Source organism: Pseudomonas sp. DTU12.1 (assembly GCF_009873475.1).
Lineage (GTDB): Bacteria > Pseudomonadota > Gammaproteobacteria > Pseudomonadales > Pseudomonadaceae > Aquipseudomonas > Aquipseudomonas proteolytica.
Genome location: NZ_CP045254.1, coordinates 4,814,621 through 4,838,504, shown reverse-complemented (window position 1 = coordinate 4,838,504; position 23,884 = coordinate 4,814,621). Strand labels below are relative to the sequence as shown.

Here is a 23,884-nt window from a genome sequence, read left to right as displayed (position 1 = left end):
AGTGTGGGAGCTGGCTTGCCTGCGATTGCATCACCTCTGTTCAACTGAAAGACCGCGCTGCCCGTATCGCAGGCAAGCCAGCTCCTACATTGACCGTGCCCACGACGGGTCCAACATTTTTACTCAAGGAATTTCGCCCATGGCCTGGAAGCCACCCCTGCATATCCTGCTGGCGCCGATCACCGCCGACAGCGGTGCGAGCATCGAGCAGATCCAACTCAAACCCTTGTTCTACGCCGCGCAAAAACAAGCGTTGGCCCGCGCCGGCGAGGACGAGGACGACCAGTTCTTCGAACTGGCCAAACTGGCCACCGGCCTCTCGGAAAAGGAACTCGACCAACTCAAGCGCCCGGACTACGTGAGCATTGCCCAGCACGTGCACGATATGTCGACGCGCCCGACCTCGTTCTTTCTGGGCGACTCCACCGAGCCTGGCGAGCAAGTGCAACTGCTGCTGCCGCTGGAAGTGGCCGGCCGCGTGTTGACCAGCGTCACCCTGGAAATGCCCGCCCTGCGTGCCACCAAGGTGATGAAAAAACTCGCCACCAACAAAGAGCGCGCCGAGTTCATTACCTCGCACTGCACCGGCCTGATGATCCCCGATCTGGACGGCCTGGCCGTGCCCGACTGGACACAACTGCAGGAGCGCATCGACGATTTTTTAAACAAACCGGCGGACTTCTTTCGCAGCGCGACATCGAAGTAATCCTCGACGTCGTCCCGCTGGTTTATTCGGTAAACGAAGCGGAAATTCTCGAATGGAATGCCGCCAAAGCATTGCGCCGCTACGACATCGCGATTAATCGCCTTGGCGTCAAATAGGAGTAGAGCGAGATGCAAGACCCTCGATATACGCTCAAGCTCGCCGACGAAGACAAGCGCTGGATGACCTTTCCCGGGCTGGCCGAAAGTGGAGCCTTGCAACTGCCGGGCCTGCTTGAAGCACAGGACGAAAGTCTGGTTGGCGCCTCCAGTGTGGGCGGCGCAACCGAGCCGCCGTCTGAGCTGAGCCTGGCCCTGGCCAACGCCAGCCTGCATATCCACGCGTTGACCGAGGAACAGGTGCGCCTGCGCGAGAGCCTGGAAACCCTCAATGGCACCCTGTTTATCACGGGTGGACCGCTGGGCGGTACGGTCGCTGAAGCCATGACCACTGCGCCGCAAGCTGCGCCCGAAGACAAGGCCTCGGCGACTGAGTCCTGGTTGAGCAAGAGTTCCAAATGGGTGGGTGAAAGCTTGCTTGATACGGTCAAGAGCCGGGTATCGGGCAAGGTAGTCGATGCAACGCTGGGCAAGTTGCCCTACGTCGGGAAATTGTTCCGGGACGATAGCAAGGACTGCTGCTGCCCAGGCGCCAGCGAACCCTTGACCGGGCGGGCTCGTTACGGGCCCAAAGGGTCACGAAAAACGGTGAGGCAAAACGGCACTGGCCGCACCAGCCCACCGATGCTGAGAAAAACCTCAGGGACCGGCAGGAGCGCCACTGGGCCCATGGCAATCATGAGGAGCCTGGGCGAGCGCGCAGGCAAGGTTTTTGACGGCCTGAAAACGGGGTTCCTGGCGCGGCTGACTGCGGTAAGCGCCAGCCTGCGAAGGGTTTCTACCCGTGGGTTGAGCGCAGGCAAGGCGTTGCTATTAAAGAGTGCATCAGCCCTCGGCCTGCGCAAGGCCCCAGCCTCCCGCCTGGTCCCAACCCTGAGCCGGCTGGGGTCCATCGGCGTGCGCAGGTTGACGCCATTGCGCTCCGCCGATGCCGCCATCAACGTCGTCCAGGGCGTGCGCAGCGGCAACATGCGAGCCGTCGGCAGCGGCCTCGGTACCGCCGGTGCCGCATGGGCCGGCGCTTCTGCCGGAGCGGCCCTTGGCACCCTGGTCTTCCCTGGCGTGGGCACTGCGGTGGGCGGCGTTATCGGTGGCCTGTTGGGCGGCGAGGGCGGTAGTTGGCTCGGTGAAAAATTGTTCGGCCCCAGTGACCGCCTGCCATCACCCGATGCAGTGAGCAAAGAGCTCAACAGCGCCCGCTCGGACAACGTCCAGGTCACCCTGGCACCGAGCATCCAGATCACCGGCGTCAACCCCGCAGACGCTCAGCAGGTGGTCGACCGGGTTCTGCAATCCCTGCAAAACCAATGCGTGCCGATGCTCACCGACTCTTTGGCGGTTCGGCGCAATGCGGCACTGACCGATGGAGGTGATTAATGCGACAGCAGATGGTGCTGGGCGACTTTATTTTCGGGCTGTCCCGAGGGTTCGCCTATTCCACGCTCCAGCGCAGCAGTGATGGCGGCTGGGGCGACCTGGAGATTATTGCCAGCAAGCCCCAGTCGCGACAGAACGGCCAGAAGCTGGAAAAACTGACCTTCGCCGGTACCGCCATGGCGGCGGTTGGCATGCAGCGCCTCGATCAATTGCGTGCCTTGCAGGATGCCCGGGCGCCGCTGCCGCTGGTCGATGGTATCGGCCGCAACTGGGGGCTGTGGCGCATAACCGCGCTCACCGAAAACCAGTCCAATGTGATCGATGACGGCACGGCCATGGTGGTCACCTGGTCGCTGGTGCTGGAGGAGTTCGTCAATGCGTAGAGTGCGAAGTATTGCCGGTGATTCGGTCAACCTGCTGCTTTACCGCGAGCTGGGGCGTTGCGATGACGCGGCCGAAGAAACCCTCTGGCGCTTGAACCCCGGGCTTGCCGAGCAGGGCCCGGTGTTGCCGGCGGGCGTATGGGTGATCGTGCCCGAGATGGATGCGCAACCGGGTGTCGCAACACCCGTTTCAGCCTGGGATTAAGGAGGCGGCATGGCTATGGGATTTACCCCGGTCGTGGAGATCTACGGCGCCAACGCGGCGTTGATCAACCCACGGCTGATGCAGTGGAAACACACCGACGCGGCGGGCATCGAATCCGACCGCCTGGAGCTGACCATCAATATCGAGGGCCTGGAGGGCCTGCCGAGCCTGGGCGCCAAGATCGGCTTGCGCGTGGGGTACCGCGAGTCGGGGCTGGTGGAAAAAGGCGAGTTTGTGATCACCCAGCGCACTCCCTACCTGTTTCCCATGCGCCTGGCGATCGTGGCCACGGCGGCGCCGTTCAGCGTGATGGACCCAAGCGGTTATCGTCAGCGCCGCTCCGCCAGCCATGGTCCCACGACCCTGGGCGCGTTGTTTCGCCAACTGGCCACGCGGCACGGGTTTTCACCCCGGGTGGCGCCGGTATTGGACGGGGTTGTGATCGACCATATCGATCAGTCGAATGAGACTGACATGGGCTTCATCACCCGGCTGGCCAGGCGCTACAACGCAGTGACTAAACCGATCAACGAGTTGTATGTGCTGGCCGAAAGCGGTCAGGTCAAGTCGCTGTCGGGCCAGCAGTTGCCGGATGTGCGGCTGTCGGTGACCCATGACAACCGTCCTGGCGAGCAGGCGTTTATCAGCGCGCGGGTGGATGAAAGTGCCCGGGCCAAATACCAGGGCTGCCGTGTCAATTGGTGGGATGCCGCGGCTTCTCGCCAGCGTGTGGTCGAGGTGGGGATCGCGCCGTTCAAGACCTTGCGCCAACGTTGCCAGAGCGAAACCGAGGCGCGCTCCGTGGCCGAGGGCGAGTTGCGCCGGGTGGGTCGCGAAGGGCTGACCATCGCCATCGATTGCCCTGGCAACCCGTTGCTGTCCGCCGAAGGGCTGTTGCTGCTGGATGAGACCTGGCCGGGGTATATGCAGGGGCGCTGGTCGATTGACAAGGTGACCCATGCAGGTGACACGGCGACGGGCTATCGCAGCTCGATCATGGCCCGTGGATTGGCCTCTTAGGCCGTGGAGATCAAGGATGATGACACTGACGCAATTGCAACAGATCCTGCCCAATGCCCGCGCCCAAGCGGGCGTTTTTATTTCGGCGCTCAACGCCGCCATGCTTCACCGCGACATCACTGCCCCCAAACGCATGGCAGCCTTTATCGCCCAGGTCGGCCATGAGTCCGGTGAGTTGCGCTACGTGCGTGAACTGGGTGGCGAGCGCTACCTGAGCAAGTACGACACTGGCACCTTGGCCGCACGCTTGGGTAATAGCCCCGAAGCCGACGGTGACGGCCAGAAGTATCGCGGCCGTGGGCTGATCCAAATTACCGGGCGAAGCAATTACCTGGCCTGTAGCCGGGCGCTGTTTGGTGATGAGCGCCTGCTGCACTTTCCTGAGTTGCTGGAGCAACCGCAATGGGCCGCTGAATCCGCCGCCTGGTTCTGGCACAGCCATGGCTTGAATGAACTGGCTGACCAGGACCAATTCACCACCATCACCCGCCGGATCAATGGCGGGCTCAATGGGTTGGAGCATCGCCAGCAACTGTGGGCGAAGGCGAGGGCGGTGCTATGCAACTGAGCGGGCGCATGCTGGTTATTGCTCTGCTGATGCTCATCCCGGCGGCGGCCAGTTGGCAGGTCCAGGCCTGGCGCCATGGCCTGGCCCTTGAACGCCAGGCCGCGCGGCATTCACAGGTGCTCAACCAGCAAAGCCAGGCGGCACTGGCTCAACACCAGGCCGAACAACACAAGCGCCAGGCTCTGGAGCAACAACTGCGCGCCAGCGACCAACAGCACACACGGGAGTTGAGCGATGCACAGCGTAATCAGGTTTATCTGCGTGATCGGTTGGCCACTGCTGATGTGCGCCTGTCAGTCCTTCTCGACGCCAGCGACCCCGCCGACAGCCCCGCTATGCGAGCCACCGCCGCCACCCGCGGCGTGGTTCATGGAGCCCCGCGAGGCCGACTTGACCCGGCGCATGCTCAACGAATTATCGGCATCACCGATGCCGGTGATAACGGACTGATCGCGCTGCGGGCCTGCCAGGCCTATGTGCAGGCTATCGCCCGGTAATCTGTTGACGCTGTCTGCAGCTTGCGTGGCCGATGGGCTCCTGTAGGGTAGGCAAACCCCCGCACTTTCCTGGAGACGACCGTGAAGGAAATAACCCAACTCGCCGCCGAACTTGGCCGGCGTTTGCAGGTGCTCAATGCCCACGTCACCACTGCCGAATCCTGTACCGGTGGCGGTATCGCTGAAGCCATCACGCGGATCCCCGGAAGTTCGGCCTGGTTCGAGGCCGGCTACGTGACCTACTCCAATCGGCAGAAGACCCGCCAGTTGAATGTGCCGCAAGGGTTGTTCCCCAAGGTCGGCGCGGTGAGCCGTGAAGTGGTCGAGGCCATGGCCCGTGGCGCCCAGGAAAAAAGCCTGGCGCGGTTTGCCGTGGCGGTCAGCGGTGTGGCGGGCCCCGATGGCGGCTCGCCGGACAAACCGGTAGGCACCGTCTGGCTGGCCTGGGGGGTGGGTGACGAGGTTACGGCCGAGTGCCAGCACTTCCCCGGCAACCGCGACGAGGTCCGCCGACAAACGGTAAAGGCCGCATTAGAGGGGCTGTTGCGACGAGCTGCAGCAGAAATAGAAAATCAGGGGTAGGCGATCCCCGATCTTTATGGAACAATACTGTCTACTTATACAGGTGTTGGCCGTCAGGCCTTATTGATTACGTGAGGACTTTAATGGACGACAACAAGAAGAAAGCCTTGGCTGCGGCCCTGGGTCAGATCGAACGTCAATTCGGCAAGGGTGCCGTAATGCGTATGGGCGATCACGACCGTCAGGCGATCCCGGCTATTTCCACTGGCTCTCTGGGTCTGGACATCGCGCTCGGCATTGGCGGCTTGCCAAAAGGCCGTATCGTTGAAATCTACGGTCCAGAGTCTTCTGGTAAAACCACCCTGACCCTGTCGGTGATTGCCCAGGCACAAAAAATGGGCGCCACCTGCGCGTTCGTCGATGCCGAGCACGCCCTGGATCCTGAATACGCTGGCAAGCTGGGCGTCAATGTTGACGACCTGCTGGTTTCGCAGCCGGACACCGGCGAGCAAGCGCTGGAAATCACCGACATGCTGGTGCGCTCCAACGCCATCGACGTGATCGTGGTCGACTCCGTGGCGGCCCTGGTGCCGAAGGCCGAGATCGAAGGCGAAATGGGCGACATGCACGTCGGCCTGCAAGCCCGTCTGATGTCCCAGGCCCTGCGTAAAATCACCGGTAACATCAAGAACGCCAACTGCCTGGTGATCTTCATCAACCAGATCCGGATGAAAATCGGCGTGATGTTCGGCAGCCCGGAAACCACTACCGGTGGTAACGCGCTGAAGTTCTACGCTTCGGTCCGCCTGGACATCCGTCGTACCGGCGCGGTGAAGGAAGGTGACGAGGTTGTCGGTAGCGAAACCCGCGTCAAGGTAGTGAAGAACAAGGTGGCTCCGCCATTCCGTCAGGCTGAGTTCCAGATTCTCTACGGCAAGGGTATTTACCTGAACGGCGAGATGATCGACCTGGGCGTGCTGCACGGTTTTGTCGAGAAGTCCGGTGCCTGGTATGCCTACAACGGCAGCAAGATCGGTCAGGGCAAGGCCAACTCGGCCAAGTTCCTGCAGGACAACCCCGATATCGCGGCGACCCTTGAGAAGCAGATCCGCGACAAGCTGCTGACCCCAGCGCCAGACGTCAAGGCCGCCGCCAACCGCGAACCTGTTGACGACATGGCAGAAGCCGACGCTGATATCTGAGCCCAACGATGACCGTTGTACTCGATACGCTGGTTGCGGTACGGCGTACGGCAATGGACCTGCTCGCACGTCGCGAGCATGGTCGTGTCGAGCTGACGCGTAAACTGCGTCAGCGTGGCGCCCTTCCCGAAATGATCGAAACAGCCCTCGACCGCTTGACGGAAGAGGGGCTGCTTTCGGAAGCCCGTTATCTCGAAAGTTTTGTTTCCTACCGGGCACGCTCGGGCTACGGGCCTGCGCGGATTCGCGAAGAGCTGAGCCAGCGAGGCTTGCAACGCGCCGATATCGATCTGGCGCTGCGTGAGTGTGGCATCAGTTGGCAAGCACAACTGGAAGACACCTGGCGCCGCAAGTTTGCCGGCCATCTGCCGATTGATGCCCGTGAGCGTGCCAAGCAAGGGCGTTTTTTGAGCTATCGCGGATTTTCGATGGAGATGATCAGCCGCTTGTTGAGCGGTCGTGATCTGGACGACTGAAGCGTGAGCCCTTTGTAGCAGCCGGCTTGCCGGCGATAGCGGTGGGCCAGGTATCAGTACAATGACAGATAGGCCGCTATCGCTGGCAAGCCAGTTCCTACAAAGATTTTGCGTTTATACAAAAAGGCCCGCTATGAAAATAGCGGGCCTTTTTTGCGTTTTACGACATCACGCTGGCTCCGGCGTCAGCCGTTGCTGTGTTTTACCCTGGGCCTGCGCCCAGTTTTCCGGCAAGTTGATGTAATCCACCAACTCCCGCAACCGCCCTTGGTTGCGGCCGGTGAAATTGAACACCAGACGCGTCAGGTGGCCGAAGCGCGCTTCATCGTGTTCTTCACCCCCATAGGCCAGTTGCTGGAAGTCATCACTCAACCGCAGGTCAGCGAATTCGGTCTGCATATGCGCCAATGCGCGCTCGCTGAGCGGGTGGTTCATGCGTACCACAAACTGACGTTTGAGCCAGCGGGTGGAGTGGAAGTTGGCGTAGAACTGGTTGATTTCATTCACTGCCTCTTCCGCGCTGTGTACCAGGCGCACCAGCTTTAGATCCGTAGGCAGGATGTAGCGGTTGGCCTCCAACTGGCTGCGAGTAAAATCCAGGGCGCCTTTCCAGAATCCACCGCCTGGCTCGTCTAGCAGCACCACGGGAACCAGTGGGCTCTTGCCCGTCTGGATCAGCGTCAGTACTTCCAGCGCTTCATCCAGGGTGCCGAAGCCCCCCGGGCACAGCACCAAGCCGTCGGCTTCCTTGACGAAAAACAGTTTGCGGGTAAAGAAGAAATGGAACGACAGCAGGTTCTCCGTGCCATCAATGGTCGGGTTGGCATGCTGTTCAAAGGGCAGGGTGATATTGAACCCCAGGCTGTGGGCCAGGCCAGCGCCTTCGTGGGCCGCGGCCATGATGCCGCCACCACCACCGGTAATGACCATCAGGTCTGAGCGGGCCAGGGCTGCGCCCACTTCCCGGGCCAGGGCATAGAGCGGGCTTTCAACCGGGGTACGGGCCGAACCGAAGACAGTGACCTTGCGGCGGCCCTTGAACTGTTCGAGCACGCGAAACGCATGGTCCAGTTCATTAATGGCTTTCAAGGTGATCTTTGCGTTCCAACGGTCACGGTCGTCCTGGGCCATGCGTAGCACGGTGAGGATCATGTCGCGATAAAGCGGAATATTCGGGCTGCTGGGGGCAATCAGGTTGAGTTGCGCTTCGACCTGCTGCGTGAGGTCGGCCCCGTTCTCTGGAAAATGACGGGTCAGGAGGTCATTCGGTTGATCAGGCATTCAGCTTCTCCTTCGTTACAGAGCCCAGGCGTCTTATTGCAGGCTGCTGACGGCGACGAAACAGGCTCTGTATGTTCCTTGTGATTAAAAACCTTGGCACTGCAAGCCACTCGAGGGCAACCTTTTTTACCCTGGAAATGTTACCGGATCACTCGATCATGAGCCCCTAAAGTCTTGTCTGGCAATAACTTAATGGGGATTGACGAAGGTTTTGCAGGAGGAGTTGTGGTGAGAGGACAGGCCCCCTCGCCACATGGCTCTTGGGGAAGGTACTTACTTTTTCTTCTTGGCTGGGGCCGGGCAATCAGCTTCAACGAACTTGACCGACGCCACCGGGCGATTGGTCTTGTTCTCGGTGATTTCGTAGCGCATCACGGCGCCCTTGGCCATCAACTCGCGATAGCCTTTGTTCAGGCAAACGCTTTGCCCCAGCTGGAAATACACAGCTTTGGGGTTGGCGCGCATTTGTTCGGCCCGTTCTGGCAGCACGCTCAGGTGGTCAATCAGATGCATGCCTTCAACGGTGTAGGCCACTTCCAGGGTTTGTTCATCAATTTCCCTGGGCAGGTCTTTGTTGCTTTCTGCCGCGACGCTTTGCAGTTTCTTGTTCATTTGCAGCTCCACCAGGGAGGCTGCCTGGGCGCCCAAGGGCAATACCAGCGCCAGGGCGACGGTGGGGGCGGCAAGACGCAACATAAGACGCAGCATGAAACTCTCCTGATTCGGTTACTGGTCCATAGACCCGTCACTGCGCTGTGCGTTCAGTGGCGCGGGATTATAGGTGACCGGCAGCCGCGACGGCCAGGCGTATTGGCTGGGCGGCTCTGGTAAACTGCCGGCACTTTTGCCTGCCCCGAGTTTTGTCCGTGTTGATTTTCATCGCTTCACAACGGCACCCGCTATGAGCCACGCAGTGTTCCGTCTGCGTACCCAGCGCCTGGCCCGTGCCGTGAGCCCCTTTGTTGCCCGTGGCTCGCGTGCCGAACGTTGCCCCAGGTGCCGGGTCATCCCCGAATACTGCCTGTGCGCCTGGCGCCCCAAGGTCGCGGCCAAGTCGGCCATGTGCCTGTTGATGCACGACGTGGAACCGATGAAACCCAGCAATACCGGTTGGCTGATCGCTGATGTCATCGACGACACCAGCGCCTTCCCCTGGGCGCGCACGGCCGTCGAACCTGAACTGCTGGCGCTGCTGGCCGACCCGCAATGGCAGCCCTACATCGTCTTTCCCGGTGAGTTTGTGGCGCCGCAGCGGGTGGTCAACCAGGTCAAGGTGGCGGATGGCAAGCGCCCGTTGTTTATCCTGCTGGACGGCACCTGGAGCGAAGCGCGCAAGATGTTCCGCAAAAGTCCGTATCTGGAACACCTACCGGTATTGAGCCTGGAGCCGGAGCAGCTATCGCGCTACAAATTGCGCCGTTCCAAACGCGATGACCATTTCTGCACGGCCGAAGTGGCTGCCTTGTGCCTGGAACTGGCCCAGGACCAGCAGGCCAGTGAAGTACTGGATGCCTACCTGGATGTGTTCAGTACCCATTACCTGGCGGCCAAGTTCCAGTTGGCCCTGGACCCGACGGACAGCGTCCACACGCGTCTTGCCCCTTATCTGTAGGCATTGGGGCCAGATTACCTTTGCATGATGGCACTGCAACGCCTGAGCCGGCTAAAATGCCATCAAGCGTAACTGTTCGTGACAGCCGCTGGCTGGCACCTCGTACGTTGGTGAGCACCGAACCCATCGGTGCTCCCATAAAAAACAGGATCATTTAATAGATGGCCACATACGAAATCCTGATTGCCGATGACCACCCACTTTTTCGCAGCGCGCTGCACCAGGCGGTCACACTGGGCCTGGGCCCGGATGTACGCCTGGTGGAAGTGGGCAGCATCGCGGAACTGGAAGCCCGCCTGACTGACAAGACCGATTGGGATTTGGTGCTGCTGGACCTGAATATGCCCGGCGCCTACGGGTTTTCCGGCTTGGTGCTGTTACGCGGGCAATATCCGCAGATTCCGGTGGTGATGGTGTCGGCCCAGGAAGAGGCCGATATCGTAGTGCGTTCCCGGGAGTTCGGGGCCAGTGGTTTTATCCCCAAATCCAGTTCCATGGAGCAGATTCAAACAGCGGTGCGTACGGTGTTGGACGGTGACGTCTCGTGGCCGCCCCAGGCCTTCGAAGAAATCAACGTGTCCGCTGAAGCCAAGGCTGCCCAGGAAGGACTCGCCAGCCTTACGCCCCAGCAGTTCCGTGTGTTGACCATGGTCTGCGAAGGCTTGCTGAACAAGCAGATCGCCTATGAATTGAGCGTGTCCGAAGCGACGATCAAGGCGCACGTTACCGCGATTTTCCGCAAGCTGGGTGTGCGCACCCGGACCCAGGCGGCGCTGCTGTTGCAACAACTTGAGTCAATTTCCCACTCGTAGGGTGGCTCGATTCACGCTTTTTTGACCAGGCGTGCTCTAGCTTCCTCCCATCTTTTTTGCTCAGTTGCCTACCTATGTCGCCTTTCAAGGGTCAAACCGGTATCAAACGTATCTTCAACGCAGGGGGTTACTCCCTTGATGGCCTGCGTGCGGCTTTCACCGGCGAGGCGGCCTTTCGCCAGTTGGTCTTGCTCAATGTCATCCTGATTCCGTTGAGCTTCTTCCTCACGGTCAGCCGCGTAGAGCGCGCACTGCTGATCGCCGTGTGCCTGCTGGCGTTGATTGTCGAGTTGCTCAACTCGGCCGTGGAAGCGGCAATCGATCGGATTTCCCTGGATCGCCACCCCCTGTCGAAAAACGCCAAGGACATGGGCAGCGCCGCGCAATTCGTGGCGCTGACCATGATCACCGTGGTGTGGGCCGTAATCCTGATCTAGGCGATATTCGGCAGTACGATCTCGTCGCTGCGCTGCACCCCAGCGGTGAAGGCGCGGCACAGTTCGAGGAACTCGCGCATGGCCGAGGTCTGGTACTTCTGTTTATGCCAGATAAAGTAGAACTGCCGGGCCAGGTCCAGGTCCGGCGTCTCCACTGGCACCAGGCTGCCACGGCGGAATGCATCCCGTAGCGCCAGGCGTGAAATGCAGCCAATCCCCAATCCTGACTCCACGGCCCGCTTGATCGCCTCGGTGTGCTCCAGCTCCAGGCGGATGTTCAGCGCGCTGCGATGATGGCGCATGGCTTGATCAAAGGTCAGGCGTGTCCCGGAGCCCTGTTCCCGCAGGATCCATGCTTCATGGGTCAGTTGCTCCATGGTCGCCTGACCGCGCTGGGCCAGGGGATGCTGCGGCGCGCAGAACACCACCAGCTCATCCTCGACCCAGGTTTGCACCTCGATGTCCGGGTGGCTGCAGTCGCCTTCGATTAGACCCAGATCAATTTCGTAATGCGCAACCTGATGCACGATATGCGCAGTGTTCTGTACATGCAGCTTCACCTGGCTCTCGGGATGCTGCTGCATGAAACTGCCGATCAGCAGGGTGGCCAGGTAATTGCCGATGGTCAGGGTGGCGCCGACCGCCAGGGAACCGAAGCCGGACTTGCCGTTGAGCAGGTCTTCGATCTCCTTGGCCTGGTCCAGCAGCGCCACCGCCTGGGGTAGCAGTTGATGGCCCAGGGCGTTGAGGCTCAGGCGTTTACCGGCGCGGTCGAATAATTGACAGCTGGATTGGCGCTCCAGCTCGGTGATCGAGGTGCTGGCGGCGGATTGAGATAAGGCCAGAAGGCCAGCAGCGCGTGACACACTTTCCTGCTGGGCGACGGCGACGAAGACTTGCAGTTGACGGAGAGTAAATCGCATATCGATATAACCGATAACCCTTATCTTAATAATCCAGTTAACAGATATTGTCGCCGCCATTAGAATACTGTGCAATTGCGCACCTATCATTTTGGCGCAGACCCATTTCCAGGAGTTCCCCGTACATGAGCAACATGAACCACGAGCGTGTCCTCAGTGTTCATCACTGGAACGACACTCTGTTCAGCTTCAAGTGCACCCGCGACCCGGGCTTGCGCTTCGAGAACGGTCAGTTCGTGATGATCGGCCTGCAACAGCCTAACGGCCGCCCGCTCATGCGCGCTTACTCCATCGCCAGCCCGAACTGGGAAGAGCATCTGGAGTTCTTCAGCATCAAGGTTCCGGATGGCCCGCTGACTTCCCAATTGCAGCATTTGAAGGAAGGCGATGAGATCATCATCAGCAAAAAACCGACTGGCACCCTGGTGCTGGACGATTTGAAGCCGGGCAAGCACCTGTACCTGCTCAGTACCGGTACTGGCCTCGCCCCCTTCATGAGCGTGATCCAGGACCCGGAAACCTACGAGCGCTTTGAAAAAGTGATCCTGTGCCACGGTGTGCGTTACGTCAACGAAGTCGCCTATCGCGAATTCATCACCGAACACCTGCCGCAGAACGAATTCTTCGGCGAGGCGCTGCGTGAAAAGTTGATCTACTACCCAACCGTGACCCGCGAACCCTTCGAAAACGAAGGCCGCCTGACCGACCTGATGCGCAGCGGCAAACTGTTCAGCGATATCGGCCTGCCGCCGATCAACCCTGAAGACGACCGCGCCATGCTGTGCGGCAGCCCAAGCATGTTGGATGAGACCAGCGAAGTGCTGAACAGCTTCGGCCTGAAGGTTTCGCCACGGATGCGTGAGCCGGGTGACTACCTGATCGAACGCGCCTTCGTCGAGAAGTGACCCCGGCACATCTGTAGGAGCGAGCTTGCTCGCGAAAGTCGTCAACGTTAACGCGGTCGAGTTGACGCGCTGCCCTTGGGTTCTTCGCGAGCAAGCTCGCTCCTACAGGTGAAGGCGTTTGCAAAGAAAAGCCCGCATTGCCTGTGAAGGCAGTGCGGGCTTTTTCATTACTGCGATTTACTGCGCGGCAACCACTTCAAGCACACAAATCATCCCTGCCTCTGGATAGTGCCAACGCACATCCACATCCCAGAACCGCACGCCGTATTCGCGCTCTGGCCCGGGCGTCTGATAGGCCGGGCGTGGATCCTGCGCCAGGCATTGTTCAATCAGCTCCACCAACGGCTCGCCAAGGCGCTGAGCGTGAGTGTGAGCCTGTTGCAGGGCGGTCTTCAGCCATTGCACGGGGATCAGCGCCGGTGCGGCACTGGCAATGCTGTTGGTAGCCGTGTCGATGATGTCGGCATACGGCACATACGGCTTGATATCCAATACCGGCGTGCCATCGAGCAGATCGATCCCGGAAACCCACAGCCGGCCCGGCTCCACCTTGTCCAGTTTCACCACCGACTGGCCGATCCCGTTGGGGCGATGGGTTGCGCGGGTGGCAAATACACCCATGGATGTGTTGCCGCCCAGGCGCGGTGGGCGCACTTTCAAGCGCGGCTTGTCTTCCAGGGCCTGATGAAACAGGAACAGCAGCCACACATGGCTGACCTGCTCCAGGCCTTGCACCGCCTCGCCTTGGTCGAACGGCGCCACCAACTCCAACACGCCCCGTGCGGCGGGCGCCAGTTGTGGCTGGCGCGGGATGGCGAACTTCTCCTTGAAGCAGGAGCGCACGAAGCCCACGGGCGAGACGTTGTAACTCATGGCTTACGCGCGAACCCGCAGGGTCAGGCCCTTGAGGAAGTTACGCAGCAACTGGTCGCCACACGGACGATAGTTGGTGTGGCCGAACTTGCGGAACAGCGCGCTCAGCTCTGGCTTGGACACCGGGAACTCGGCGGCCTTGAGGATGGCGTGCATGTCGTCTTCCTTGAGTTCGAAGGCCACGCGCAGCTTCTTGAGGATGATGTTGTTGGTCACCGGGGTTTCGATCGGCTGTGGTGGACGGCTTTCGTCCTTGCCGCGCTTGAAGATCACCAGGCCATCGAGGAAATGCGCCATGACCTCGTCGGGGCAGAACACGAAGCCTTCTTCCTCGTCTTTCTTGAGGTAGGTCAGCAGGTCTTCCTTGGACACTTCCATGCCGCCGATCTTGATGATCTCGACCATCTTGTTGTCGCTGATGTCGAGCATGTAGCGCACGCTGCGCAGTACGTCATTGTGAATCATGGTGGGCAATCCTGGTATTCGACTGTAGACACCGCCCGGGCGGGCGATGTCGATAGATAGGGTGGCTTAGAACTTTTCTTTGCCGGACATGTAGCGCCACTGGCCGACCGGCACCTTGCCGATGGACACGCCGCCAATGCGGATGCGGCGAATGGCCACAACCTTCAGGCCAATGGCTTCGCAGAACAGGGCGATGATGCCGGGCTGCGGGTTTTTCAGGGCAAAGCGCAGGCGGTTTTCGTTCTGCCAGCTGGCTTTGACCGCCGGCAATTCCTTGCCTTTGTACATCAGGCCGTGGGCGAGGCGGTTCAGGCCGTGCTCTGCCACGTCGCCTGCGACCTCGACCACATATTCCTGCTCGATCTTGGCGGCGTCGGCCGTCAGCTTGCGCAGGATCTTCCAGTCCTGGGTAAACACCAGCAGGCCGCTGGCCTTGGCTTGCAGATCGGCGCTGGCGGTCAGGCGCAGGAAGTGGCCTTTGAGCGGGCGCTTGCTGAAGCGGTGTTCTTCCGACAGCGTCTCGGCGCTCAGAGATTGCATCGCGCTGTCGACGTCCACGCCGGCCGGGGCATGAAACAGGATAGTCACCGGCTCCGGAGCCGTGGCCTTGGCCTCGGGATCAAGTTCGACTTTTTGTGTCGTGACCTTGAACTGCGGCTCGTCGATCACTTCGCCATCCACCGAGACCCAGCCGCCTTCGATAAACAGCTCGGCCTCCCGACGGGAGCAACCGACCAGTTCGATAAGGCGTTTGGAGAGGCGTATGGGGTCAGTCATGACAAGGGCCGTAACAAAAGGGGGCCGCTATTGTACCTGCCTGGCGCCGGTTAATCCCGGCCCCATTTCAGTGCTCGCGCTTTTTGTGGGAGCTGGCTTGCCTGCGATGGCATCACCTCGGCCTACCTGATGCACCGAGTTGACCGCATCGCAGCGTAAGTATCTACACAACTTTCAGAAACTGACGAACTCCCCTGTGGCGAGCGGGCTTGCCCGCGCTGGGCTGCGAAGCAGCCCCAAAACCAGCCGCTGCGGTGTATCTGGTACAACGCATTCGGCTTATTGGGGCTGCTTCGCAGCCCAGCGCGGGCAAGCCCGCTCGGCACAACTGCGCTATCTGCCTGGATCTAGACGTTGCGGCAAAGTTGTGTAGATACCTATGCGCATCGCAGGCAAGCCAGCTCCTACATTTGATTTGGGTTGTGTCAGCCGCTGCGTGTTTGCTGGGCCTGGCGCAAACGCATGTGCAGCAAGGGATAGGGCTGGCCCATGCCGTCATGCTCGGTGCGTCCGATCACTTCAAAACCTTGTTTGATATAGAAGCCCAGGGCCTGTGGGTTCTGTTCGTTGACGTCCAGTTCATCGGCATTCATCGACGCAACGGCATAGTGCAGCAATTGCCGCCCCAGGCCTTGGCCCCGGTACTGCGGGTCGATGAACAGCATCTCGACCTTGCCTGCGGCGACGCCGGCAAACCCGGTGATCCGTTGGCGCGCGTCCTTGGTACAGATCAGCATCACCGCATCGAGGTAACGCGTCAGCACCAGGTGTCGCAGGCGCTCGATGTAGCTTTGCGGCAGGAAGTCATGGGTGGCCCGCACCGATGCCTCCCAGATCCGGGTCAGCTCCTGATAGTCGCTGGGTTTAGGCGTGTGAATAACCGAGTGCTGGCCCATGCCCGCTGCTCCTTGCTGCTTGTTGGCGGTGATGGGGCAAACGATAGACCTAAAAAAGCCCCGCATCTTGTCCAGAAGCAGGGCTTTTTCAATTTTTTACAGCTTAGTCGCGTTTTTGCGCCCAGAGGTCGTACTCGTCGGCGTCGGTGACTGTGCACCACACCTTGTCGCCGGGCTTGAGACCGCTGGCATCGTCGATGAATACGTTACCGTCGATTTCCGGAGCGTCGAAGAAGCAGCGGCCTACCGCGCCTTGCTCGTCCACTTCGTCGATCAGTACTTCGATTTCCTTGCCGATACGCAGTTGCAGGCGTGCCGAGCTGATGGCCTGCTGATGGGCCATGAAACGCTCCCAACGGTCCTGCTTGACGTCATCCGGCACCACGGCCAGGTCCAGCAGGTTGGCTGGCGCACCTTCCACCGGCGAATACTGGAAGCAGCCGACGCGATCGAGTTGGGCTTCGGTCAGCCAGTCCAGCAGGTACTGGAAGTCTTCTTCGGTTTCGCCGGGGAAGCCGACGATAAAGGTCGAGCGGATGATCAGCTCGGGGCAGATCTGGCGCCAGTTCTTGATCCGCGCCAGGGTCTTGTCTTCAAAGGCCGGGCGTTTCATGGCCTTGAGCACTTTCGGGCTGGCGTGTTGGAACGGGATGTCCAGGTACGGCAGGATCTTGCCGGCGGCCATCAGCGGGATCAGCTCGTCGACGTGCGGGTACGGATAGACGTAGTGCAGGCGTACCCACACACCCAGGCTGCTCAAGGCTTCGCAGAGTTCGGTCATGCGGGTTTTCACCGGCGCGCCATTCCAGAAGCCGGTGCGGTACTTCACGTCCACGCCGTAGGCGCTGGTGTCCTGGGAGATCACCAGCAGCTCTTTGACGCCAGACTTGACCAGGCGCTGGGCTTCGTCCAGCACATCACCCACCGGGCGGCTGACCAGCTTGCCGCGCATCGACGGGATGATGCAGAAGCTGCAGCTGTGGTTACAGCCTTCGGAAATCTTCAGGTAAGCGTAATGACGTGGCGTCAGCTTGATGCCTTGCGGCGGCACCAGGTCGATCAACGGGTTGTGATCCTGGCGCGGCGGCACCACCTCATGCACGGCGTTGACCACCTGCTCGTACTGCTGCGGGCCGGTCACGGCCAGCACGCTTGGGTGCACGTTGCGGATATTGCCTTCTTCCACGCCCATGCAGCCGGTGACGATCACCTTGCCGTTTTCCTTGATGGCTTCGCCGATCACTTCCAAAGACTCTGCCTTGGCCGAGTCAATGAAGCCACAGGTGTTGACCACCACCACATCGGCGTCCTGGTAGGTGGACACGACATCGTAACCTTCCATGCGCAGTTGGGTGAGGATGCGCTCGGAGTCGACGAGCGCCTTCGGGCAACCCAGGGAAACAAAGCCAACCTTGGGGTTGGCTTTTGCGATGGTGGTGGACATGTCTAACCTCGGTATTGAATGACGCCGCCAGTCGGGCACGACAGGGCAGCGGACGGGCACTTGATGTGCCTCTGATCAAAAAGTGCGCAATTCTAGCGGCGGGAAACGCGCTTGACCAGCTTTATGCAGGGAAATACGACGAGTGCTGCGCTATGCTTCGCGCCGTTGCACTTGTGTAAAGCCGATGGTCAACAAATCATCTGTTACTAGAAGTAAAACAGCGCATGCTGTGGACAGCTTAGGCTTAGCTGTACAGCTGTGCTGTTTATAAAAGACCTCAGGTCAAAAGGGCAGGAGTGGTTGATGGGTCAGGCAAATAGTCAGGCGGCAGGTGCCGGGCATTCCAGCGCAAAGCCAATTGGCATGTTGGTGGCAGCTGTCGGGGTGGTCTACGGCGATATCGGTACCAGCCCGCTCTACACCCTTAAAGAGGTGTTTTCCGGTGGTTATGGGGTCCAGGTCAATCATGATGGGGTGCTGGGGATCCTGGCCCTGATCTTCTGGTCGCTGATCTGGGTGGTGTCGATCAAGTACATGTTGTTCGTACTGCGCGCCGACAACCAGGGTGAGGGCGGCATCATGGCCCTTACCGCGCTGGCCCGACGGGCGGCCGGCAATCACCCGCGGTTGCGCAGTTTCCTGGTGGTGTGCGGCCTGTGCGGCGCGGCGCTGTTCTATGGCGACAGCATGATCACCCCGGCGATTTCGGTATTGTCGGCCATCGAGGGCCTGGAACTGGCGTTCGATGGCCTGGAGCACTGGGTGGTGCCGGTGGCGCTGGTGGTGCTGGTGGGGTTGTTCCTGATCCAGAAACACGGGACAGACCGCATCGGCAAGCTGTTCGGGCCGGTGATGGTCACCTGGTTCCTGGTGCTGGGCGGCCTGGGCATCTATGGCATTGTCCAGCATCCCGAAGTGCTCAACGCGATGAACCCGATGTGGGGCGTGCGTTTCTTCATGGTGCATCCGGGTATCGGCGTGGCGATCCTAGGCGCGGTGGTGCTGGCCTTGACCGGTGCCGAGGCGCTGTATGCCGACATGGGCCACTTCGGCCGCAAACCCATTGCCCGCGCCTGGTTCATCCTGGTGCTGCCGGCGCTGGTGCTCAACTATTTTGGCCAGGGCGCGATGTTGCTGGGCGACCCCGAAGCCGCGCGCAACCCGTTCTACCTGCTGGCGCCAAGCTGGGCATTGCTGCCGCTGGTGGGGTTGTCCACCCTGGCGACGGTGATTGCTTCCCAGGCGGTGATTTCCGGTGCGTTCTCGTTGACGCGCCAGGCGATCCAGTTGGGTTACATCCCGCGCATGCATATCCAGCACACCTCCAGCGCCGAACAGGGCCAGATCTATATTGGCGCGGTGAACTGGTCGCTGATGGTCGGTGTAATCCTGCTGGTGCTGGGCTTCGAGTCCTCGGGCGCCCTGGCCTCGGCTTACGGGGTGGCCGTGACCGGGACCATGCTGATGACCACCATCCTGGTATCCGCCGTGATGCTGCTGCTGTGGAAGTGGCCGCCGGTATTGGCAGTGCCTGTTTTGCTGGGCTTTTTGCTGGTGGATGGCCTGTTCTTCGCGGCCAACGTGCCGAAAGTCGTCCAGGGCGGCGCGTTCCCGGTGCTGGCGGGGATCGTGCTGTTTGTGTTGATGACCACCTGGAAGCGCGGTAAGCAATTGCTGGTGGAGCGCCTGGACGAGGGCGGGCTGCCGCTGCCGATCTTTATCAGCAGCATCCGCGTGCAACCGCCCCATCGCGTACAGGGCACGGCGGTGTTCCTCACCGCCCGCCCGGACGCGGTGCCCCACGCCTTGTTGCACAACCTGCTGCACAACCAGGTGCTGCACGAGCAAGTGGTGCTGTTGACGGTGGTCTATGAAGACATCCCGCGCGTCCCGGCCCAGCGCCGCTTCGAGGTGGACTCCTACGGTGACGGCTTCTTCCGGGTGATCCTGCACTTCGGCTTTACCGATGAGCCGGACGTGCCCGAAGCCCTGAAGCTGTGCCACTTGGATGACCTGGACTTCAGCCCCATGCGCACCACGTACTTCCTCAGCCGCGAGACGGTCATCGCCTCCAAGCTTGAGGGCATGGCGCGCTGGCGGGAAGGGTTGTTCGCCTTCATGCTGAAGAACGCCAACGGCAACCTGCGCTTCTTCAAGCTGCCGGTGAACCGGGTGATTGAGCTGGGCACCCAGGTAGAAATGTAACCCAACAAAAAGCCCCCGTTGCCGTGCGGCAGCGGGGGCTTTTTAGTGCCTGAGGAAACTGGCTCCTACAGGATTACTCGGCCTTGGCCTGGCGCTTCTCGATGATATCCACCAGGCGCTTGGCCAGTGCCGGGTAGTTCTCGTCGAAGTGATGGCCGCCCGGTAGCTTCATGGCTTCACCCACGGCGGTCTTGTCGGTGCAGCCACTCTCGTCGACCTCTTCTTCGCCGTAGATGCACACCACTTTGGCTGCTGGCAGCTTGGCCATTTCCGGGCCGGTGGCTGCCTCTTTGCCGGCATTGCCCAGCCAGCCTTCCACTTCGATCTCAAAGCTGCCGGTGCGGGCGAAGGCCAGCAGGATAATAGCGTCTACCCGTTGCTGTTCGGCTTCCGGCAGGCGGTTGTAGATGGCTGGCAGCACATCGGCGCCGAACGAATAGCCGGTCAGTACAAAACGCTTGGTGCCCCATTTTTGCCGGTAGTGTTGCATCAGCTCGGTCAGGTCCTTGGCACTCTGCTCCGGGCTTTTGTGCTGCCAGTAGTAGCGCAGGGTGTCGATGCCAACCACCGGATAACCGATCTTCGCCATCTCGCCGGCCACGTCGCGGTCCAGGTCGCGCCAGCCGCCGTCGCCGGAAAGGAACAGGGTCACGGTGTCCTTGGCCTGGCCAGCCGGCACTTCAACCACCGGGATCGCCAGGCCGCCATTGTCCGAACCCACCAGTTGCTTGCGCAGCTCGTTGTTCAATACCTGCGGGTAGTTGATGTCGTAGTCGCTGATGCTGGTGGTGGCACGCGGCGTGTCGCGTACGAAGCTGGCGCTTTCGTCGTCAGGGTTATCGTTCCAGGCCACCAGCCAGTTGCCGTGGGCGGCAGTCTTGGGCAGCGGGTCCTTGCAACCTTCCTGGACCAGGGCGAAGCCTACGGAGATGGCGTTGGCCTTGTCGTCGTTCTGCGTTGCCAGCCAGCGCCAGGCCAGCGCGGCGCCAGGGCCGATGCCGCTGACCAGGGTGGCCGGGCCCTTGAGCTGGCCGAGGGCCGCTTGCAGGGCTTGTTCTTGCAGCTTGCAGTCGTCCTTGGGCAGGATCACTTGCACGATCTGCGCGCTGCCGCCCTGGCTCAGGGCAATCAGTTGGCTGTCGGTCAGGCTGGCGTCGGCCATCACGGCTACCGCTACACGGGCCTTGGCGCTGGTGCCAGGGGTCACACGGGTCATGGTCGAGCCGTCGGCCTGGGGCAGTTGTTCCAGGGTCGGTTGAGGGGCGGGGCGATTCCAGTACCAGTAGCCGCCACCGAGGATCAGGGCCAGCACCACCAGGCTTGCCAATACATACCGCCAGGAGCGTCGAATCATCAGCGTTTCACCAATCCAGTCAAGCCGCCCGCGATCAGGGCGGCGGTATCGGCCAGTGCCACCAGCGGATCAAGTCCTGCGGGCACGGCCATGTAACGAGGTTCCCAGTCAGGCTGGAACTTGTCTTTGAAGCGGCGCAAACCTTGGAAGTTATACAGTTGCTCGCCACGGCGGAACACCATCGAGCCCAGGCGCTGGGTCAGCGGTGCGCCACGGCGCGGCTGCAGGCCCGACAACGGCACCATGCCGAGGCTGAAGCGTGCATAGTTGTGGCTCTTATAGTGCAGGATCAAGCCGATCATCATGAACTCCATGGTCAGCTTTGGCGCCTCGGGATGCGCGCGCATCAGGTCGAGGCTGGCCAGATCATGGCTGTAGGTCTCCAGCAGGTTGGCGAACGCCACCGGCTGGCCTTCGAAGCGAATCACCGCAATGCGAAAGTGCTTGAGGTATTCGTCGCTGAAACGGCCCAGAGAGAAGCCTTTTTCGCGCACGTTCTTACCGGTCAACCAGGCATCGGAGATGACTTTCAGTGCGTCCATCGGCGCCTGGCCCGCCTCGAAGATTTCCAGGGACAGGCCGTCCCGGGTCCCGCGGTTCCAGGTGTAGCGCAAATCCTTCATCTCCTTGCCCTTGGCTTCCAGGTCAAAGCGCTTGAGGTCGACCCGGGCCTCTTCGCCCAGCTTGATCGCAGTCAGGCCAATGTCCATATAGAAGGGCAGGTTCTCCGCGCGCACCTGGTAGAACACCGGGCGGGCGTGGTGAATGTCGCAGAGGTCGCGGAACTGCCAGATCATCTCGGCCCGGGGCTGGGTCGGGCCGATCGGGTCGTACAGCGCCACCAGGCTGCGGCCGCGCCGGGCGTACATCAGGAACGCTTCGTCGTTGGGGTGAAATAGCAGGGCCTTGTCGCCGGTCAGTGCCAGGCCGCCGTCGGGTTGCGATGAGGCCATCAGGATCTTGGTGGCGCGCTCCAGCTCATCGGCGGTTGGCAGGTGGATCACAGGGCGGGCGGTGCGCAACAGCCAGGTCAGGGACACAATCACCAGCAAGATGGCGGCGCCCAGCAGCGAGCGCAGGCCGCGCGGGGCGTTGGCGTCGAGGGTGAACTGCCACCACAGTTGATGGCTATAAGGCACATCCTGGTAAGCAAACAGCAGCAGCCAGATCGAAGCGCCCAGCACGCAGACGCTGGCCACCAGGTACAGCGGCGAAAAGGGCAGCTCGGTCAGGCGACTGGCACGGTAGAACGAGCGCCGGAAGATCGCCAGCAGCACTGCGGTGGTGGTCATCAGGCTGGCTTCTTCCCAGTCGAAGCCTTTGAGCAGCGAGAGCAGGGCGCCCACCAGCAACAGCACCATGGTCAGCATCCAGGCTGCCGACAGGCGTCGACGCAGGCCTTGGGCCAGCAGCAGGCACAGCACGCCGATCAGGCTGGCACCAAAGTGCGAGGCGTCAATCAGGCGGTGGGGAATCAGGAAGCCGATGTTTTCCAGGCGTGAGTCGATTTCCGGGGTGGCGCCGGAGAACAGCAGCACCACCCCGGACAAAAAAACCAGCACGGCCAGTACCGGGGCTGCGAGGCCTGAGGCGACCCGCAGGCTCTGCTGGGTCTGGAACAGCCGTTGGGCCTCGTTGATCAGCAGGAAGATGCACGCGATCAGTAACGGCAGCACAACGTAGATCATGCGATACAACAGCAGGGCGGCGGCCAGCGGCGCGGCGCCGAGCTTGTCGGCAAACGCGGCCAGCAGAATCGCTTCGAACACGCCGACGCCGCCCGGTACATGGCTGAGGACACCCGCCGCCAGCGCCAGCAGGTACACCAGCAGGAACGGGCCGAACGGCGGGGCTTCTGGCAGCAACAGATAGAGAACGGTCGCGGCGGCAGCGACATCCAGGGCAGTGATGATCAATTGCAGGAAGGTCAGGCGGCGCCCAGGCAGGCGCAAGGTGCGGCGGCCGGCCTTGACCAGCAGGTTGTCGGGGTAGGGTTGTTCTGGCAGACGACGGCGATAGATCCCGATACACAGCACGGCAGAGAGCAGCAGTACCGCGCCTGCGATTGCGCCGAGCAGTGCTGCAGGCAAATGCAAGGCACTGGACGCGGCGGGCAGGTTGCTCAAGGTCGCCAGTGCGGCGAGCGGTGGCAGGGCGCAGCCCAGGGCCAGGCTGGCAAATACGGTCATATGGGCCACTTCCGAAGCCCCAATGCCATGCCGTGCATATAAACGGTAGCGCACTGAGCCGCCAGACAGCATCGACAGGCCAATCGCATTGCCGATGGCGAAAGCAGTAAAGCCGCCGTAGGCCAGGGTCCTGGCGGGAAGTTTTACTCCGGCATAGCGCGCCCCGGAAAATTCGTAGCCCAATAGAATGATGAACCCGGCGATCGCAGCGGCGAAGGCGCCCAACAGTGACGGCTTCGGTACTTCCAGGATCGAATCGTGGAGGGCGTACAGATCCAGCTCTAGCAGCAAGTGGCGGCAGGCGATCAAAGCGATTGCAAATAGCAGCAACGTGACCGCCAACCCAATGGGTTGTCGATACTTGCTCAACAGATCCAGCCAGCGCAGGCGGGTGGGCGCGATCGGTTGTGTAGCTGTGATGTTGTCTTGTGGTTCAGACGAATTGGCGCGCATCAATCACCTCTTGGATTGTGCGCGACAGGATGGGGGTATCCAGCCAAGTTACCAATCCCTATGGACAAAATAATTACAAATAGTAACGCGGATCACCGGGGCCGGCGACAGCGTCCATTAGTCGCGCAAGGATGTGCTCGAGACTTGAGCATAGCCTGCAAATGGAAGGACTCCGAAACCCGCGCG

At 61.0% G+C, this 23,884-nt stretch carries 25 protein-coding genes; 15 read left to right on the top strand and 10 right to left on the bottom strand.

Features of this window, described 5'->3' with window-relative positions:
• Positions 1–139: 139 nt before the first annotated feature.
• From GDV60_RS21390 to recX, 10 genes are all read left to right on the top strand, one after another.
• Entirely contained in the window at positions 140–706 is a 567-nt protein-coding gene (locus tag GDV60_RS21390; RefSeq protein WP_029295295.1) for a phage tail assembly protein, read from the top strand.
• Between the two features lie 128 nt (positions 707–834).
• Positions 835–2,199, top strand: coding sequence for a hypothetical protein (locus GDV60_RS21385; protein ID WP_159908672.1), 1,365 nt, complete (start codon positions 835–837; stop codon positions 2,197–2,199).
• Positions 2,199–2,582 (top strand): phage tail protein, encoded by a 384-nt coding sequence (locus GDV60_RS21380; RefSeq protein ID WP_029295297.1) that lies wholly within the window; start codon positions 2,199–2,201, stop codon positions 2,580–2,582. Before GDV60_RS21385 ends, GDV60_RS21380 begins: the two co-directional genes overlap by 1 nt.
• A complete protein-coding gene (locus tag GDV60_RS21375; protein WP_070994803.1) occupies positions 2,575–2,787 on the top strand; it encodes a tail protein X in 213 nt (70 codons plus the stop codon). The genes GDV60_RS21380 and GDV60_RS21375 overlap by 8 nt, the downstream gene beginning before the upstream one ends.
• A gap of 9 nt (positions 2,788–2,796) precedes the next feature.
• Positions 2,797–3,807, top strand: a complete 1,011-nt coding sequence (locus GDV60_RS21370; RefSeq protein ID WP_029295299.1) for a contractile injection system protein, VgrG/Pvc8 family — start codon at positions 2,797–2,799, stop codon at positions 3,805–3,807.
• A 19-nt stretch (positions 3,808–3,826) separates the two neighbouring features.
• Entirely contained in the window at positions 3,827–4,375 is a 549-nt protein-coding gene (locus GDV60_RS21365; protein WP_159909295.1) for a glycoside hydrolase family 19 protein, read from the top strand.
• An 8-nt stretch (positions 4,376–4,383) separates the two neighbouring features.
• Positions 4,384–4,872: a lysis system i-spanin subunit Rz gene (locus GDV60_RS21360; RefSeq protein WP_256679326.1), complete on the top strand. Its 489-nt coding sequence runs from the start codon at positions 4,384–4,386 to the stop codon at positions 4,870–4,872.
• An 81-nt stretch (positions 4,873–4,953) separates the two neighbouring features.
• Complete coding sequence (locus GDV60_RS21355; RefSeq protein ID WP_029295310.1) at positions 4,954–5,454, top strand: CinA family protein; 501 nt, start codon at positions 4,954–4,956, stop codon at positions 5,452–5,454.
• 83 nt (positions 5,455–5,537) lie between these two features.
• Complete coding sequence (gene recA, locus GDV60_RS21350; protein ID WP_029295312.1) at positions 5,538–6,596, top strand: recombinase RecA; 1,059 nt, start codon at positions 5,538–5,540, stop codon at positions 6,594–6,596.
• 8 nt (positions 6,597–6,604) lie between these two features.
• Complete coding sequence (gene recX, locus GDV60_RS21345; protein WP_159908668.1) at positions 6,605–7,072, top strand: recombination regulator RecX; 468 nt, start codon at positions 6,605–6,607, stop codon at positions 7,070–7,072.
• 168 nt (positions 7,073–7,240) lie between these two features.
• Here recX and GDV60_RS21340 read toward each other — a convergent pair whose 3' ends face one another.
• Positions 7,241–8,353 (bottom strand): TIGR00730 family Rossman fold protein, encoded by a 1,113-nt coding sequence (locus GDV60_RS21340; RefSeq protein WP_159908666.1) that lies wholly within the window; start codon positions 8,351–8,353, stop codon positions 7,241–7,243.
• 273 nt (positions 8,354–8,626) lie between these two features.
• Positions 8,627–9,061, bottom strand: a complete 435-nt coding sequence (locus GDV60_RS21335) for a PA3611 family quorum-sensing-regulated virulence factor (protein ID WP_070994807.1) — start codon at positions 9,059–9,061, stop codon at positions 8,627–8,629.
• 193 nt (positions 9,062–9,254) lie between these two features.
• Between GDV60_RS21335 and GDV60_RS21330 the strand changes: the two genes are divergently transcribed.
• From GDV60_RS21330 to GDV60_RS21320, 3 genes are all read left to right on the top strand, one after another.
• A complete protein-coding gene (locus GDV60_RS21330; protein ID WP_070994808.1) occupies positions 9,255–9,965 on the top strand; it encodes a tRNA-uridine aminocarboxypropyltransferase in 711 nt (236 codons plus the stop codon).
• A 161-nt stretch (positions 9,966–10,126) separates the two neighbouring features.
• On the top strand, positions 10,127–10,777 hold the full coding sequence (gene erdR / locus GDV60_RS21325) for a response regulator transcription factor ErdR (protein ID WP_029295324.1): 651 nt from the start codon (positions 10,127–10,129) through the stop codon (positions 10,775–10,777).
• Positions 10,778–10,851: 74 nt separating this feature from the next.
• Positions 10,852–11,214 (top strand): diacylglycerol kinase, encoded by a 363-nt coding sequence (locus tag GDV60_RS21320; RefSeq protein WP_029295326.1) that lies wholly within the window; start codon positions 10,852–10,854, stop codon positions 11,212–11,214.
• Here the strand turns inward: GDV60_RS21320 and GDV60_RS21315 are convergent.
• On the bottom strand, positions 11,211–12,137 hold the full coding sequence (locus GDV60_RS21315) for a LysR family transcriptional regulator (RefSeq protein WP_029295328.1): 927 nt from the start codon (positions 12,135–12,137) through the stop codon (positions 11,211–11,213). The genes GDV60_RS21320 and GDV60_RS21315 overlap by 4 nt on opposite strands.
• A gap of 125 nt (positions 12,138–12,262) precedes the next feature.
• Between GDV60_RS21315 and fpr the strand changes: the two genes are divergently transcribed.
• Positions 12,263–13,042 carry a ferredoxin-NADP reductase gene (gene fpr, locus GDV60_RS21310; protein ID WP_003172178.1) on the top strand — a complete coding sequence of 260 codons (780 nt, stop codon included), beginning with the start codon at positions 12,263–12,265 and terminating at the stop codon, positions 13,040–13,042.
• 177 nt (positions 13,043–13,219) lie between these two features.
• Here fpr and tsaA read toward each other — a convergent pair whose 3' ends face one another.
• The 5 genes from tsaA to rimO form a co-directional block, all read right to left on the bottom strand.
• On the bottom strand, positions 13,220–13,915 hold the full coding sequence (tsaA, locus tag GDV60_RS21305) for a tRNA (N6-threonylcarbamoyladenosine(37)-N6)-methyltransferase TrmO (protein WP_092237912.1): 696 nt from the start codon (positions 13,913–13,915) through the stop codon (positions 13,220–13,222).
• A gap of 3 nt (positions 13,916–13,918) precedes the next feature.
• Positions 13,919–14,380: a DUF1456 family protein gene (locus GDV60_RS21300; protein ID WP_029295331.1), complete on the bottom strand. Its 462-nt coding sequence runs from the start codon at positions 14,378–14,380 to the stop codon at positions 13,919–13,921.
• Between the two features lie 66 nt (positions 14,381–14,446).
• Positions 14,447–15,157, bottom strand: coding sequence for an rRNA pseudouridine synthase (locus GDV60_RS21295; RefSeq protein ID WP_029295333.1), 711 nt, complete (start codon positions 15,155–15,157; stop codon positions 14,447–14,449).
• A 425-nt stretch (positions 15,158–15,582) separates the two neighbouring features.
• Positions 15,583–16,053, bottom strand: coding sequence for a GNAT family N-acetyltransferase (locus GDV60_RS21290; RefSeq protein WP_029295335.1), 471 nt, complete (start codon positions 16,051–16,053; stop codon positions 15,583–15,585).
• A gap of 103 nt (positions 16,054–16,156) precedes the next feature.
• Positions 16,157–17,497 (bottom strand): 30S ribosomal protein S12 methylthiotransferase RimO, encoded by a 1,341-nt coding sequence (rimO, locus tag GDV60_RS21285; protein ID WP_029295337.1) that lies wholly within the window; start codon positions 17,495–17,497, stop codon positions 16,157–16,159.
• 303 nt (positions 17,498–17,800) lie between these two features.
• Here rimO and GDV60_RS21280 point away from each other — a divergent pair, with 303 nt between their 5' ends.
• Positions 17,801–19,702 (top strand): potassium transporter Kup, encoded by a 1,902-nt coding sequence (locus GDV60_RS21280; RefSeq protein ID WP_029295342.1) that lies wholly within the window; start codon positions 17,801–17,803, stop codon positions 19,700–19,702.
• Positions 19,703–19,775: 73 nt separating this feature from the next.
• Here the strand turns inward: GDV60_RS21280 and GDV60_RS21275 are convergent, their stop codons facing one another.
• Positions 19,776–21,056: a virulence factor family protein gene (locus GDV60_RS21275; RefSeq protein ID WP_029295343.1), complete on the bottom strand. Its 1,281-nt coding sequence runs from the start codon at positions 21,054–21,056 to the stop codon at positions 19,776–19,778.
• Entirely contained in the window at positions 21,056–23,698 is a 2,643-nt protein-coding gene (gene mprF, locus GDV60_RS21270) for a bifunctional lysylphosphatidylglycerol flippase/synthetase MprF (RefSeq protein WP_029295344.1), read from the bottom strand. The genes GDV60_RS21275 and mprF overlap by 1 nt, the downstream gene beginning before the upstream one ends.
• Positions 23,699–23,884 lie beyond the last annotated feature (186 nt).